This window comes from Streptomyces sp. NPDC093586 (assembly GCF_044764905.1).
Lineage (GTDB): Bacteria > Actinomycetota > Actinomycetes > Streptomycetales > Streptomycetaceae > Streptomyces.
Genome location: NZ_JBIWJA010000014.1, coordinates 74,508 through 88,041 on the forward strand (window position 1 = coordinate 74,508; position 13,534 = coordinate 88,041).

General features: G+C 72.3%; 12 protein-coding genes. 6 read left to right on the forward strand and 6 right to left on the reverse strand.

All coding sequences use genetic code 11. The features are described 5' to 3' along the window. Window positions 1-8: 8 nt before the first annotated feature. The 4 genes from ACIRFH_RS16990 to ACIRFH_RS17005 all read right to left on the reverse strand — a co-directional run bounded on the left by ACIRFH_RS16990 (window position 9) and on the right by ACIRFH_RS17005 (window position 4,214). Window positions 9-1,223 (reverse strand): sensor histidine kinase, encoded by a 1,215-nt coding sequence (locus tag ACIRFH_RS16990; protein WP_403521232.1) that lies wholly within the window; start codon window positions 1,221-1,223, stop codon window positions 9-11. Further along, complete coding sequence (locus tag ACIRFH_RS16995; protein WP_403521234.1) at window positions 1,220-2,980, reverse strand: cation acetate symporter; 1,761 nt, start codon at window positions 2,978-2,980, stop codon at window positions 1,220-1,222. The genes ACIRFH_RS16990 and ACIRFH_RS16995 overlap by 4 nt, the downstream gene beginning before the upstream one ends. 112 nt (window positions 2,981-3,092) lie before the next feature. Then, window positions 3,093-3,455 carry a hypothetical protein gene (locus ACIRFH_RS17000; RefSeq protein WP_403521236.1) on the reverse strand — a complete coding sequence of 121 codons (363 nt, stop codon included), beginning with the start codon at window positions 3,453-3,455 and terminating at the stop codon, window positions 3,093-3,095. Between the two features lie 3 nt (window positions 3,456-3,458). Continuing rightward, entirely contained in the window at window positions 3,459-4,214 is a 756-nt protein-coding gene (locus ACIRFH_RS17005; RefSeq protein WP_403521238.1) for a LytR/AlgR family response regulator transcription factor, read from the reverse strand. Between the two features lie 103 nt (window positions 4,215-4,317). On the opposite strand from ACIRFH_RS17005, the gene ACIRFH_RS17010 reads away from it, so the two are divergent. The 3 genes from ACIRFH_RS17010 to rocD all read left to right on the forward strand — a co-directional run bounded on the left by ACIRFH_RS17010 (window position 4,318) and on the right by rocD (window position 7,003). Beyond that, window positions 4,318-4,821 carry an Lrp/AsnC family transcriptional regulator gene (locus tag ACIRFH_RS17010; protein WP_403521240.1) on the forward strand — a complete coding sequence of 168 codons (504 nt, stop codon included), beginning with the start codon at window positions 4,318-4,320 and terminating at the stop codon, window positions 4,819-4,821. A gap of 125 nt (window positions 4,822-4,946) precedes the next feature. Beyond that, on the forward strand, window positions 4,947-5,786 hold the full coding sequence (gene ddaH, locus ACIRFH_RS17015) for a dimethylargininase (protein ID WP_403521242.1): 840 nt from the start codon (window positions 4,947-4,949) through the stop codon (window positions 5,784-5,786). Then, on the forward strand, window positions 5,783-7,003 hold the full coding sequence (gene rocD, locus ACIRFH_RS17020) for an ornithine--oxo-acid transaminase (RefSeq protein WP_403521244.1): 1,221 nt from the start codon (window positions 5,783-5,785) through the stop codon (window positions 7,001-7,003). Before ddaH ends, rocD begins: the two co-directional genes overlap by 4 nt. A gap of 9 nt (window positions 7,004-7,012) precedes the next feature. Here the strand turns inward: rocD and ACIRFH_RS17025 are convergent, their stop codons facing one another. Beyond that, the gene (locus tag ACIRFH_RS17025; protein ID WP_403521246.1) at window positions 7,013-7,468 is read right to left on the reverse strand and encodes an RpiB/LacA/LacB family sugar-phosphate isomerase; all 456 of its coding nucleotides are present in this window, start codon (window positions 7,466-7,468) and stop codon (window positions 7,013-7,015) included. Between the two features lie 144 nt (window positions 7,469-7,612). On the opposite strand from ACIRFH_RS17025, the gene proP reads away from it, so the two are divergent. Further along, the gene (gene proP / locus ACIRFH_RS17030) at window positions 7,613-9,127 is read left to right on the forward strand and encodes a glycine betaine/L-proline transporter ProP (RefSeq protein WP_403521248.1); all 1,515 of its coding nucleotides are present in this window, start codon (window positions 7,613-7,615) and stop codon (window positions 9,125-9,127) included. A gap of 82 nt (window positions 9,128-9,209) precedes the next feature. Here proP and ACIRFH_RS17035 read toward each other — a convergent pair whose 3' ends face one another. Then, on the reverse strand, window positions 9,210-11,330 hold the full coding sequence (locus ACIRFH_RS17035) for a PQQ-dependent sugar dehydrogenase (RefSeq protein WP_403521250.1): 2,121 nt from the start codon (window positions 11,328-11,330) through the stop codon (window positions 9,210-9,212). Window positions 11,331-11,665: 335 nt separating this feature from the next. On the opposite strand from ACIRFH_RS17035, the gene ACIRFH_RS17040 reads away from it, so the two are divergent. Together ACIRFH_RS17040 and ACIRFH_RS17045 are read left to right on the forward strand one after the other, a co-directional pair. After that, window positions 11,666-12,388 carry a lysophospholipid acyltransferase family protein gene (locus tag ACIRFH_RS17040; RefSeq protein ID WP_403521252.1) on the forward strand — a complete coding sequence of 241 codons (723 nt, stop codon included), beginning with the start codon at window positions 11,666-11,668 and terminating at the stop codon, window positions 12,386-12,388. Window positions 12,389-12,454: 66 nt separating this feature from the next. Then, entirely contained in the window at window positions 12,455-13,489 is a 1,035-nt protein-coding gene (locus ACIRFH_RS17045) for an NAD-dependent epimerase/dehydratase family protein (RefSeq protein WP_403521254.1), read from the forward strand. The last annotated feature ends 45 nt before the right edge of the window (window positions 13,490-13,534 follow it).

The following is a 13,534-nucleotide window of genomic DNA, read 5'->3' on the forward strand; positions in this document are numbered from 1 at the left end:
GCTCGCCGTCATTCCCGGCCGAGCCGTCCGGCCGAGTGGACGCCCGGCTGGTACTTGGGCAGCCGGGCGGTGATCTTCATGCCGGCGCCGACGGCGGTCTCGATGACGAGGCCGTGGTCGTCGCCGTAGACCTGGCGGAGCCGGTCGTCGACGTTGGACAGGCCGATGCCGCCCGACGGGCTGACCTCGCCCGCGAGGATGCGGCGCAGCAGGGCGGGGTCCATCCCGGCGCCGTCGTCCTCGATGACGACCAGGGCCTCGGCGCCCGCGTCCTGCGCGGTGATCCGGATGTGGCACGTGCCCGAGGACACGGACTTGCCCTCCAGGCCGTGCTTGACGGCGTTCTCGACGAGGGGCTGGAGGCAGAGGAAGGGCAGGGCGACCGGCAGCACCTCGGGGGCGACCTGGAGGGTGACGGAGAGGCGGTCGCCGAAGCGGGCCCGCACGAGCGCCAGGTAGTGGTCGATGGCGTGCAGCTCGTCGGCGAGGGTGGTGAAGTCGCCGTGCCGGCGGAACGAGTAGCGGGTGAAGTCGGCGAACTCCAGCAGCAGCTCGCGGGCGCGCTCGGGGTCGGTGCGCACGAAGGACGCGATGACCGCGAGCGAGTTGAAGACGAAGTGCGGGGAGATCTGGGCCCGCAGCGCCTTGATCTCGGCCTCGATGAGCCGGGTGCGGGACCGGTCGAGGTCGGCCAGCTCCAGCTGGACCGACACCCAGCGGGCCACCTCCCCCGCCGCCCGGACCAGGACGGCGGACTCGCGGGGTGCGCAGGCGACGAGGGCGCCGTGCACCCGGTCGTCGACGGTGAGCGGGGCGACGACCGCCCAGCGCACCGCGCAGTCGGGAGTGTCGCAGGTGAGGGCGAAGGCCTCGCCGCGGCCGGTCTCCAGCGGGCCGGTGAGGCGTTCCATGACCTCGGCGCGGTGGTGGGCGCCCACGCCGTCCCAGACCAGGACTTCCTTGTGGTCGGTCAGGCACAGGGCGTCGGTGCCGAGCAGGGAGCGCAGCTTGCGGGCCGACTTGCGGGCGGTCTCCTCGGTCAGGCCGGCGCGCAGCGGCGGGGTGGCGAGGGAGGCGGTGTGCAGGGTCTGGAAGGTGGCGTGCTCGACCGGGGTGCCGAGCCCGCCGAGGTGCTGGGGCCGGGCGGTGCGCCGTCCCAGCCAGAAGCCCGCGGCCAGCAGGGGCAGCACGGCGACCACCAGGCCCGCCAGGAAGCCGCTCACGGTGTCGCCTCCTTGCGCGGTCCGTCCGCGAGCCGTTCCTCGGTGCGCCGTTCCCCGGTGCCCAGTTCCTCCGGCAGGTGGAAGCGGGCCAGGACCGCCGCCGTCCCGGCCGGCACCCGGCCCGGGGTGGCCAGGGAGACCAGCACCATGGTGAGGAAGCCCAGCGGCACCGACCACAGGGCGGGCCAGGCCAGCAGCGCGTGCAGGGCACCGCCGCCGCCCGGGAAGCCGCCCATGGTCGCGGCGACGGCGAGCAGCGCGGAGCCGCCGCCCACCAGCATCCCGGCCGCCGCGCCGGGCGGGGTCAGCCGCCGCCACCAGATGCCGAGGACGAGCAGCGGGCAGAACGAGGAGGCGGACACGGCGAAGGCGAGGCCGACAGCGTCGGCGACCGGCAGCCCGCCGACCAGGGCGCTCGCCGCCAGCGGGACGGCCATCGCGAGGACGGTGCCGAGCCGGAAGTGCGGCACCCCCCGGGACGGCAGCACGTCCTGGGTGAGGACGCCCGCGACGGCCATGGTCAGTCCGGACGCCGTGGACAGGAACGCGGCGAAGGCACCGCCCGCGACCAGGGCGCCGAGCAGGTCGCCGCCCACTCCCCCGATCACCCGGTCCGGCAGCAGCAGGACGGCGGCGTCGGCGTCGCCGGTGAGGGTCAGCTCGGGGGCGTAGAGGCGGCCGAGGGCGCCGTAGACGGGCGGCAGCAGGTAGAAGGCGCCGATCAGGCCGAGGACGGCGACGGTGGTGCGGCGGGCGGCGACGCCGTGCGGGCTGGTGTAGAAGCGGACCACGACGTGCGGCAGGCCCATGGTGCCGAGGAAGGTGGCGAGGATCAGTCCGTACGTCGCGTACAGCGGGCGTTCCGTGCGGCTCTCGGCCCGCGAGGGCGACAGGGCGTCGTCGGCGCCGCGTCCGGCGGCCGGGACGGGGCTGCCCTCGGCGAAGGTGAGGCGGGTGCCGGCCCCGATGCTGTGGGTGCCGGCGGGGAGCCGGGTCCGGATGCCTTCGAGGGCGCGGCCGTCCACGGTGCCGTCGACGGTGACGGTGAGCGGCCGGTCGAGCCTGAGCTCGAGGGTGTCGCCGACCCTGACGGACCGCTGCTCGCGGAAGGCGGCCGGTTCCTCGAAGGCACGGCCGGGCGCGCCGTCGCCCTGCCAGGCCAGGACCAGGAAGAGCGCGGGGACCAGGAGCGCGGTGAGCTTCAGCCAGTACTGGAAGGCCTGGACGAAGGTGATGCTGCGCATGCCGCCGGCGGCGACGATGGCGATGACGACGACGGCGACGACGACACCGCCGAGCCAGTCGGGCGCGCCGGTCAGCACGGTCAGCGTCAGCCCGGCGCCTTGCAGCTGGGGCAGCAGGTAGAGCCAGCCGACGCCGACGACGAAGGCGCCCGCCAGTCGCCGTACCGCCTGGGAGGCGAGCCGGGCCTCGGCGAAGTCGGGCAGGGTGTAGGCGCCGGAGCGGCGCAGCGGGGCGGCGACGAACAGCAGCAGGACCAGGTATCCGGCTGTGTAGCCGACGGGGTACCAGAGCATGTCGGGGCCCTGGACGAGGACCAGGCCGGCGATGCCGAGGAAGGACGCCGCGGAGAGGTACTCGCCGCTGATGGCGGCGGCGTTGAGGCGGGGGCCGACGGTGCGGGAGGCGACGTAGAAGTCGGAGGTGGTGCGGGAGACGCGCAGGCCGAACGCGCCGACGAGGACGGTGGCGACGGCGACGAGGGCGACGGCGGGTATCGCGTAGTTCGGGTTCATCGGTGCGTCACCGTTCTTCTCGACGCCGTTCTTCCCGACCGCGCTCTTCCCGACCGCGCTCTTCTCGGCGTCGCTCTTCTCGGCGTCGCGCCTCTCGTCGTCGCACCTCTTCTCACCGGTCCTCGACGAGGCGGACGAAGTCGCGTTCGTTGCGTTCGGCGCGGCGCACGTACCAGCGGGCGAGCAGGACGAGCGGGGCGTACAGGCCGAAGCCGAGGACGGCCCATTCGAGGCGGCGGGCGTCGGACATCACCGCGAACAGCAGCGGCAGCGGGCCGACGAGCAGCCCGAGCACGGCGAAGGCGGCGAGGCCGGCCCGCAGCTGGCTGCGCATCAGGGAGCGGACGTAGGTGTGGCCGAGGGTGGTCTGCTCGTCGATCTCGGTGCGCGGGCGGTAGTGGCCCGAGGCACGGCGACGGGTGTGCCGGGGCGGGCCGGTGACGGTGACGCGGCGTTCGGTGGGGTCCTGGGGCACGTCTCACGGCCTCCGCATGAGCAGGTCCCGCAGTTCGCGGGCGTGGCGCCGGCTGACCTGGAGTTCCTCGGCGCCGACCAGGACGCTCACCGTGCCCGCATCCAGGCGGAGTTCACCGATGTGGCGCAGGGCGACCAGGTGGCGGCGGTGGATGCGGACGAAGCCGCGGGCGCGCCAGCGCTCCTCCAGGGTGGACAGGGGGATGCGGACGAGGTGGCTGCCCTTGTCGGTGTGCAGGCGGGCGTAGTCGCCCCGGGCCTCGACGTGGGTGATGTCGTCGACGGCCACGAAGCGGGTGACGCCGCCGAGTTCGACGGGGATGTGGTCGGGGTCCGGTTCGTGCACGGGGATGCGGGGGGCGGTGGCGGTGCCGCGCTGTTCGACGACGCGGCGGACCGCCTCGGCCAGCCGTTCCCTGCGGACGGGCTTGAGGACGTAGTCGACGGCCTCGAGGTCGAAGGCCTGGACGGCGAAGTCCTCGTGCGCGGTGACGAACACGACCAGCGGCGGCCGGGCGAAGCCGGTCAGCAGCCGGGCGAGGTCCAGTCCGTCGAGGCCGGGCATCTGGATGTCGAGGAAGACGACGTCGACGGCCTCGGGGCCGTGCGGGCCGGACTCCAGGGCCCGGTTGATGCGGCGCAGCGCCTCGGTGGCGTCCCCCGCGCCCTCCACGCTGCCGATCCGTGGGTCGGCGCCCAGCAGATAGAGCAGTTCCTCCAGCGAGGGGCGTTCGTCGTCGACGGCGAGGGCGCGCAGCATGAACGTGGAGTGTAGGTGGTATCCGCGCGCCTGGACACGGGCCCGGTGCGCGCACTCGACGCCGGGCCGGGGCGGCGGGGCGGCGGCTGGCTACAGTGCGGGCATGAGCAGCAGGCCCTCGTCCTTCGACGAGCTCGACCGGAAGATCGTCACCGCCCTGATGGCGAACGCCAGGACGTCCTTCGCGGAGATCGGCGCGGGGGTCGGGCTGTCCGCGACGGCGGTCAAGCGCCGGGTGGACCGGCTGCGCGAGACCGGTGTGATCACCGGGTTCACGGCGACGGTGCGACCGTCCGCGCTGGGCTGGCGCACCGAGGCGTACGTGGAGGTGTACTGCGAGGGGGCGGCCCCGCCGAGGCGGCTGGCCCAGGTGGTGCGGGGCTATCCGGAGATCACGGCGGCGATGACGGTGACCGGCGGGGCGGACGCGCTGCTGCACGTGCGGGCGCGGGACGTGGAGCACTTCGAGGAGGTGCTGGAGCGGATCCGGGCGGAGCCGTTCATCCGGAAGACGATCAGTGTGATGGTGCTGTCGCACCTGCTGCCGGACAGTCCGGAGGCCGGGGCGAACCACCCGGCGCCCGAGGACGCAGCAGACGTGCGCTGACCTGGCCCAGAACGCAGCGATCGTGCGCCCACACGCAGGCCTCGTCGCTTGTCGCCCGTCCGGTCGCTCCATACCGTGGAGTCATCCCTCAGTCACCATCCGTGAGGAAACGGAGGCACCCCTCTGTGACCGACTCCCGTGTGCCGCGCCGGCGGCGCTTCCTCGTCTGCGAACCCAGACACTTCGCCGTGCAGTACGCGATCAACCCGTGGATGCGCTCCGGGGCACCCGTCCACGTGGGCCGTGCCCTCACCCAGTGGCGCACGCTGATCGACACCTACCGCCGCCACGGGCACACCGTGGACACCGTGGCGCCGGTCCCCGGGCTGCCCGACATGGTCTTCGCCGCCAACGCGGCGCTCGTCGTGGACGGCCGGGTCTTCGGCTCGCTGTTCCACGCGCCGGAGCGCCGCCCCGAGTCCGTGCCCTACGAGACGTGGTTCAAGGGCGCGGGCTTCGACGTCCACCTGCCCGAGGCGGTCTGCGAGGGCGAGGGCGACCTCGTGCCGGTGGGCCGCTGGATCCTGGCCGGCACCGGTTTCCGCACCACCCCCGAGGCGCACCGCGAGGTGCAGGAGTACTTCGGCCGGCCCGTGGTGTCGCTGACGCTGGTGGACCCGTACTTCTACCATCTGGACACGGCCCTGTTCGTCCTCGACGACGGTCACGAGGGAGGTGACGGGAACATCGTCTACTACCCGGAGGCCTTCTCGCCCGGCAGCCGTGAGGTGCTGGAACGGCTCTACCCGGACGCGGTGATCGCCGGCCGGGAGGACGCCATGGCGTTCGGGCTCAACTCCGTGTCCGACGGACGGCACGTGTTCGTCTCGCCCGGGGCCCGGGAGCTCGCCGCCCGGCTCGAGGGGCTCGGTTACGTCCCCGTCCCCGTCGACCTGTCCGAGTTCCACAAGGCCGGTGGCGGCATCAAGTGCTGCACCCAGGAGATCCGGGAGGCCCGTTCATGACCGCACCCGCCCGTACCCGCGACTCGGCGGAGCTCATCCGCGCGGAGGAGCCCGTCCTCGCCCACAACTACCATCCGCTGCCCGTGGTGGTGGCCCGGGCGGAGGGTGCCTGGGTCGAGGACGTGGAGGGCCGCCGCTATCTGGACATGCTGGCCGGTTACTCGGCGCTCAACTTCGGCCATCGCCACCCGGCGCTGGTCGATGCCGCGCACCGCCAGCTGGACCGGCTGACGCTGACCTCGCGCGCCTTCCACAACGACCGGCTCGCGTCCTTCGCCGAGAAGCTGGCCGCGCTGACCGGCACGGACATGGTGCTGCCGATGAACACCGGCGCGGAGGCGGTGGAGAGCGGCATCAAGGTGGCCCGCAAGTGGGCGTACGACGTGAAGGGCGTCCCGGCCGACCGGGCGACGATCGTGGTGGCGGCGGACAACTTCCACGGGCGTACGACGACGATCGTGAGCTTCTCGACGGACGAGACGGCCCGGAGCGGTTTCGGTCCCTTCACCCCCGGCTTCCGGATCGTGCCGTACAACGACCTGGCGGCGCTGGAGGCGGCCGTCGACGAGACGACGGCGGCCGTGCTGATCGAGCCGATCCAGGGCGAGGCCGGGGTCAACATCCCGGACGACGGCTATCTGGCGGGGGTGCGGGAGCTGACCCGGCGGGCGGGCTGTCTGTTCGTCGCGGACGAGATCCAGTCGGGCCTGGGCCGTACCGGGTACACCCTCGCGGTCGAGCACGAGTCGGTCGTCCCGGACCTGGTGCTGCTGGGCAAGGCGCTGGGCGGCGGCATCGTGCCGGTGTCGGCGGTGGTGGGCCGGCGCGAGGTGCTCGGTGTGCTGCACCCGGGTGAGCACGGTTCGACCTTCGGCGGCAATCCGCTGGCCGCCGCGGTCGGCACGGCGGTGGTGGAGCTGCTGGAGACCGGCGAGTTCCAGCGTCGGGCCGCCGAGCTGGGCGTGGTGCTGCGCAAGGGCCTGGAGGCGCTGGTCGGCAGGGGCGTCGTCGGCTTCCGGGCGCGGGGCCTGTGGGCGGGTGTCGACGTGGACCCGGCTCTCGGCACCGGCCGTGAGGTCAGTGAGCGGCTGATGCGGGAGGGCATCCTGGTCAAGGACACCCACGGGTCCACGATCCGTCTGGCGCCGCCGCTGACCGTGACCGCCGCGGAGCTGGAGGGTGCGCTCGGGACGCTGGAGAAGGTCCTGACCTCCTGAGCCCCGGTGTCAGGGAGCGGCCCGGCCCCGGTCGAGCCGCTCCACGTGGGTGACGTTGCCGCGGTCCTCGGCGTCCTCGCTGGGCCGGGCCGCGAACCAGGCGTCGAGGATCTCCCGCAGCAGCGGCGGGGAGGTGAGGCGCAGGCTGAGGGCGAGGGCGTTGGCGTCGTTCCAGCGGCGTGCCCCGTCGGCCGTGTACGCGTCGGTGCACAGGGCCGCCCGTACGCCAGGGACCTTGTTCGCCGCGATCGAGGCTCCCGTGCCGGTCCAGCAGCACACCACGGCCTGGTCGGCCGTGCCGTCGGCGACGTCGCGCGCGGCCCGCTCCGAGCACACCGCCCACCGCGGGTCCTCCCCGGGGCGCAGCGCGCCGTGCGTGAGCACCTCGTGGCCGCGTCCGCGCAGCTCCTCGACGAGGAGGGCGGCCACGGGTTCGTCCATGTCGGAGGAGACGGAGATCCGCATGGGCGAAGGGTACCCGGCGCGGCCGCTCACCTCATCGGCGCAACCGCATGACCGACGTCACGCCCATACCCAGCATGATCGGGGGAACGGTACGACCTGAGAAATGTACGACCGAGCAGCGCTCCGTCCCCGGAGTGTCTGCGCGTGGAAAGGCAGGCCGCCACGTCCTCCAACGAGAACGGCCCAGAACCCGACGCCGCGGCGCTCCGCCGCCACCCGGCGCTGTTCCGGGCCATCAGGCGTCGGCAGAACCCCCGGCTGCGCCGGTCGGACATCACCGTCACGGACGAGGCCGCGGTCAGGAGAGCCGTGAAGGCGGCCTCGCTCGGCAATGCCATGGAGTGGTTCGACTTCGGCATCTACGCCTATCTGGCGGGCACCATCGGCCGGGTGTTCTTCCCGTCCGGGAGCGACACCGCGCAGCTGCTGTCCTCGTTCGCCACCTTCGCGGTGGCGTTCCTGGTGCGCCCGCTCGGCGGCATGGTCTTCGGCCCGATGGGTGACAAGATCGGCCGCAAGAAGGTGCTCGCGCTGACGATGATCCTCATGGCGATCGGCACCGCCGCCATCGGGCTCATCCCCAGCTACGACGCGATCGGCTTCTGGTCACCGCTGCTGCTGATCCTCTTCCGTCTGCTCCAGGGCTTCTCCACCGGCGGCGAGTACGGCGGCGCGTCCACCTTCATCGCCGAGTACGCGCCCGACAAGCGGCGCGGCTACTTCGGCAGCTTCCTGGAGCTGGGCACGCTGGCCGGATACACCGGTGCCGCGGGCCTCGTCACCGCGCTCACGGCGTGGCTCGGCAGCGACACCATGGACGCGTGGGGCTGGCGCATCCCGTTCCTGATCGCGGCGCCGCTCGGCATCGTCGGTATCTATCTGCGGCTGAGGCTGGACGACACGCCGGCGTTCCTGAAGCTGGAGGACGCCAACGTCCACGTCTCCGAGGCGGCGAACGCCGTGGAGACCACGGCGCGGGGCGACCTCGCCAAGATCTTCCGCACGCACTGGCGGGCGCTGGTGCTGTGCATCGCGCTGGTCGGCGCGTACAACATCACCGACTACATGCTGCTGTCGTACATGCCGACGTACCTGTCGGACGAGCTGGACTACAGCGAGAGCCACGGTCTGCTGATCCTGGTGGCCACGATGGTGCTGCTGATGCTGATCATCAACCAGGTGGGCCGGCTCTCCGACCGCTTCGGCCGCAAGCCGGTGCTGATGACCGGCATGGTCGGGTTCTTCGTCCTGTCCGCCCCGGCCTTCGTGCTGGTGCGGGACGGCGGTCTGCTCGCCGTCTCGGGCGGCATGCTGATGCTCGGCCTGTCCCTGGTCTGTCTGCTGGGCACGATGTCGGCGGCGCTCCCGGCGATGTTCCCCACCAACGTCCGGTACGGCTCCCTGTCCGTCGGCTACAACCTGTCGGCGTCGCTGTTCGGCGGGACCACGCCACTGGTCATCACCGCCCTGATCAGCGCGACCGGCTCCGACATGATGCCCGCCTACTACTCGATGGCCGCGGCCCTGGTCGGTGTCGTCGCGGTGGCCTGCATGAAGGAGACGGCCCGGAAGCCGCTCGCCGGGTCCCCGCCCTCGGTGCAGACCGAGGAGGAGGCGGCCGAGATCGTGGAGGCGCAGGCGCCTGCGCCGAAGTTCTGAGCGGCCGGTCGACGCAGGCGGGGCGCCACCCCAGGGGTGGCGCCCCGCCTCCGTGTCTACGCTCCGGTGTCTGCGTCCGCGGTCAGTCGGCCGGTGTCAGCGCGACCTCGGCGCTGCCCGAGAGGGACGGCAGGCCCTCCGGCGGGGTGTCCTTGTAGCTGGCGTTGAAGACCGCCTTCAGGTTGTCCGCGCCGGCGTGACCGCCGTCCACGAACGTCTTGAACGATCCGGAGCAGCCGGTGCTCGTGGAGAGCGGGTGGCCGTGCGTGTCGTGGCCCAGGATGAACGAGACGCTGACCTTCGAGCAGTCCACCGGCTGGTCGTCGGTGACGGTGACCTTCCAGGTGACCGTGTCGCCCCAGTGGAAGGGCGTGCCGCCGTGCGGCGCGGGGTCGGTCGTCAGGGAGACGACCGGCGCCTTGTTGCCGACGACGACCGGGACCGAGGCGGCGGCCGAGCGGCCGGTGCTGTCGGTGACCTTCAGCGTGGCGTCGAAGACGGCGTTCTTCGTGAACGTGTGCTTCGGGTTGGCCTCCCTGGAGTCCACGGTGCCGTCGGCGTCGAAGTCCCAGGCGTAGCTGAGGGCGTCACCGTCGGCGTCCTTCGTGCCGGCGCTGGAGAACTGGACCGTCAGCGGGTTGGTCCCGTTCACCACGTCCGCGGCGGCCTTGGGCTCCGGGGTGCGGTTGCCCCGCGTGAAGTCGATGCGGGACAGCTGGGCCTCGGGCAGCTCCGCGAAGTACCCGGTGCCGTACTCGAGGACGTACAGCGCGCCGTCCGGGCCGAACTCGGCGTCGATGGGGCCGTCCGTGGTGATCGAGGAGAGCGCGTTCTCGATCTTGGTGACCTGGTTCTTCCGGTCCAGGGTGAGGGCGAGCATCTGGTCGCGGGTCCACTCGTAGAAGAGCGGCTTGCCGTCGAAGTACTGGGGCCAGCGGTTCTCGGCCTTGTTCCGCTTGTCGTAGCGGTACGCCGGGCCGCCCATGGGGGCGATGCCGCCCGTGCCGAGCTCGGGGAACTTCTCGGAGGCCCCGTAGCCGTAGACGATCGCCGCGTCCGTGACCGGCGGCAGCTTGCTCAGGCCGGTGTTGTGGCGCGAGTCGTTGACCGGCTTGGCGCAGTCGAACGCGCCGCTCGACTTCTTGGTGGCGAAGTCGTAGTCCTGGTACGGCATGTCCCGGGTCACGCAGAACGGCCAGCCGTAGTTGGCGGGGCGGTCGATGACCGTCCAGCGGCCGTGGCCGGCGGGACCGCGACCGGGGTCGGCCTTGTTGGCGTCGGGTGAGTAGTCGCCGACGTATATCTCGCCGGTCCTGTCGTCCACGGTGAACCGGAACGGGTTGCGCAGACCCATGGCGTAGATCTCGGGACGGGTCTTCGGCGTGCCGGGCCTGAAGAGGTTGCCGCCCGGGATCGTGTACCGGCCGTCCTTCTTGACCTTGATGCGCAGGATCTTGCCGCGCAGGTCGTCGGTGTTGCCCGCGGTGCGCCGCGCGTCGTAGGCCGGGTTGCGGTCGGGGCGGTCGTCGAGCGGGGCGTAGCCGTCGGAGGCGAACGGGTTGGAGTCGTCGCCGGTCGACAGGAAGAGGTTGCCCTTGCCGTCGAAGTCGATCTTGCCGCCGACGTGGCAGCAGATGCCGCGGTCGGCCGGGACGTCGAGGATCTTCTGCTCGGTGGCGAAGTTCAGCTTGTTGCCCTCGAGCTTGAAGCGCGACAGCCGTGTGACGCCCTTGTACTTGGCGAAGTCCGCGGCCGTGCCGTACTCCGGCGCGTCGCCCTCGTTGACGCCCGGCGTGGCCGGATCGTCCATGGGGGTGTTCAGACGGGGCGAGTAGTAGAGGTAGACCCACTTGTTCTTGCTGAAGTCGGGGTCGATCGCGATGCCCTGGACGCCTTCCTCGTCGTGCTGGTAGAGGCCGGCGGGACTCTTCTTCATGTCGGCGGCGAGGAAGTTCACCCCGCTCTTCGGGTCGTTGATCCGCACCTCGCCCGTGCGCGCGGTGTGCAGCACCCGCCGGTCGGGGAGGACGGCGAGGGCCATGGGCTCGCCCGGACGGTCGTTGAGGGTGACCTTCTGGAAGGCCGACGCGGCCGGCGGTGCCGGATCCGACGGGGCGGCTTGGACCGCGGGGACGGTCAGGAGCCCGGTGGTCCCGGCCAGCGCCGCCGCTGCCATCAGGGTGACGATCCGTCTGTTGCGCACTCAGAACTCCTTTGAGCTGGTCGACGGCCGCACAGCACCGGAGGGGCTCGTCGTCCCCGGTCGGCCGCTGCAGGTGGAACACGTGAAAACCCGTGCGGAGTGAGTCGGTTGGACGCTAGAGCGCCCACTTTCGACACGTCAAGGACAAAGACTGAACTTTCTCAGGGAAAGGCTGCTCGGTCGCGACGGCTCAACAGGGCACAAGACCCGCACATTTCGGGTGTTTCCGGGTGCGTTCCGAGCCCGCCTCGCACCACCTTGTCCGGAGCGTCTGGTGAGGGACCGTCAGGTGGCCCAGCATGGGGGCAGCAACAATCCGGGTGAGAGGGCGAACCATGTTCTACTACGTGCTCAAGTACGTACTGCTCGGCCCGCTGCTGAGGCTGGTCTTCCGCCCCCGGATCGAGGGGCTGGACCATGTGCCCGACTCGGGCGCGGCCATCGTCGCCGGCAACCACCTGTCGTTCTCCGACCACTTCCTGATGCCCGCCGTGCTCCGGCGCCGCATCACCTTCCTCGCCAAGGCCGAGTACTTCACCGGGCCCGGCCTCAAGGGACGGCTGACCGCGTTCTTCTTCCGCAGCGCCGGACAGATCCCGGTGGACCGCTCCGGCAAGGAGGCGGGGCAGGCCGCGATCCGCGAAGGGCTCGGTGTGCTGGGCCGGGGCGAGTTGCTCGGCATCTACCCGGAGGGCACGCGCTCGCACGACGGCCGGCTGTACAAGGGCAAGGTCGGCGTCGCGGTGATGGCGCTCAGGGCCGGGGTGCCGGTCGTGCCGTGCGCGATGATCGGCACCTTCGAGGCCCAGCCGCCCGGCCGGAAGATCCCGAAGGTGCACCCCGTGGTGATCCGGTTCGGCGAGCCGCTGGCCTTCTCCCGCTATGCGGGCATGGAGCGGGAGAAGGCCGTACTGCGTGCCGTGACCGACGAGATCATGTACGCGATCCTGTCGCTGTCCGAGCAGGAGTACGTCGACCGGTACGCGGCCGACGTCAAGGCCGAGGAGGCGCAGCGGGCGGCGAAGGGCCGCAGGCTCCCCCGGCTGCCGCATCGTTAGGCGACCGTCGTCTGCCCTCGGCAGAAGGCGTGGCCCGGCGGACGCGTGCGCGCCTACGGTCCCCGTATGACACGAGCTGTGGTGATCGGGGCGACGGGACAGATCGGGCGGGTGGCCGTGGGGGCGCTGGCCCGCGACGGCTGGGAGGTGACGGCCGTCTCGCGCGGCGGCGGCCGCGACGCCAACTGGCCCGGGGACGTGCGGGCGGTGCGCGCCGACCGGGAGGACGACGCGGCGCTGTCCGCCGCGGTCGGTGACGGCTGCGACGTCCTGGTGGACATGGTGGCCTTCGGCCAGGGGCACGCGCGGCAGCTGGTGTCGCTCGCCGGGCGGGTCGGCTCGGCGGTGGTGATCTCCAGCGTGTCGGTCTACGAGGACGCGAAGGGCCGGAACTTCGACACGCAGGACGAGCCCGACGGCTTCCCCGAGTACCCGGTGCCGCTCACCGAGGGCCAGCGCACGGTCCGGCCGGGTGACACCTCGTACCCCACCCGCAAGACGGCGCTGGAGCGTGAACTGCTGGCCGCGGGAGACCGGTTGCCGGCCACGCTGCTGCGCGCGGGCGCGGTCCACGGGCCGCACTGCCGGACCCCGCGCGAGCTGTACTTCGTCAAGCGCAACCTCGACGGCAGGCGCCGGCGCGTCCTCGCGTACGGCGGTGCGAGCCGTTTCCACCCGGTGAGCGTGCACACCGTCGCGGAGCTGATCCGGCTGGCCGCCGCGCGCCCGGGGGCCCGCGTGCTCAACGCCGTCGATCCGGACGCGCCGACGGTGGCGGAGATCGCGGCGGCGATCGACGCGGTGATGGGGGTGGAGGCCGAGGACGTGCTGGTGGACGGCCCGCCGCCGATGGAGGGGGTCGGGGACACCCCGTGGTCGGTTCCGGCGCCGGTGGTGTGCGACATGGCCGCCGCGGAGCGGGAGTTGGGCTATCGCCCGGTGGTCCGGTACGCCGAGACCCTGCCCGACACGGTGGCCTGGCTCGGGGAGCGGCTCGCGGGGCGGGACTGGCGGGAGGCGTTCCCGAAGATGGCGCGGAACTACGGCGACCTCTTCGCCTACGCGGCGGAGGACGCCTGGCTGGCGGCGCGCCCCGCCTGAGGACGCGCGGAGGGGGCGGCCGGTAGGACCGGCCGCCCCCTCGAC

Excerpts from the sequence above, each read along its gene's own strand:
- ACIRFH_RS17045 (WP_403521254.1), top strand. The coding sequence starts at position 12,455 with ATGACACGAGCTGTGGTGATCGGGGCGACGGGACAGATCGGGCGGGTG.
- ACIRFH_RS17025 (WP_403521246.1), bottom strand. The coding sequence starts at position 7,468 with ATGCGGATCTCCGTCTCCTCCGACATGGACGAACCCGTGGCCGCCCTC.
- ACIRFH_RS17010 (WP_403521240.1), top strand. The coding sequence starts at position 4,318 with ATGAGCAGCAGGCCCTCGTCCTTCGACGAGCTCGACCGGAAGATCGTC.
- ACIRFH_RS17040 (WP_403521252.1), top strand. The coding sequence starts at position 11,666 with ATGTTCTACTACGTGCTCAAGTACGTACTGCTCGGCCCGCTGCTGAGG.
- ACIRFH_RS16995 (WP_403521234.1), bottom strand. The coding sequence starts at position 2,980 with ATGAACCCGAACTACGCGATACCCGCCGTCGCCCTCGTCGCCGTCGCC.
- rocD (WP_403521244.1), top strand. The coding sequence starts at position 5,783 with ATGACCGCACCCGCCCGTACCCGCGACTCGGCGGAGCTCATCCGCGCG.
- ACIRFH_RS17005 (WP_403521238.1), bottom strand. The coding sequence starts at position 4,214 with ATGCTGCGCGCCCTCGCCGTCGACGACGAACGCCCCTCGCTGGAGGAA.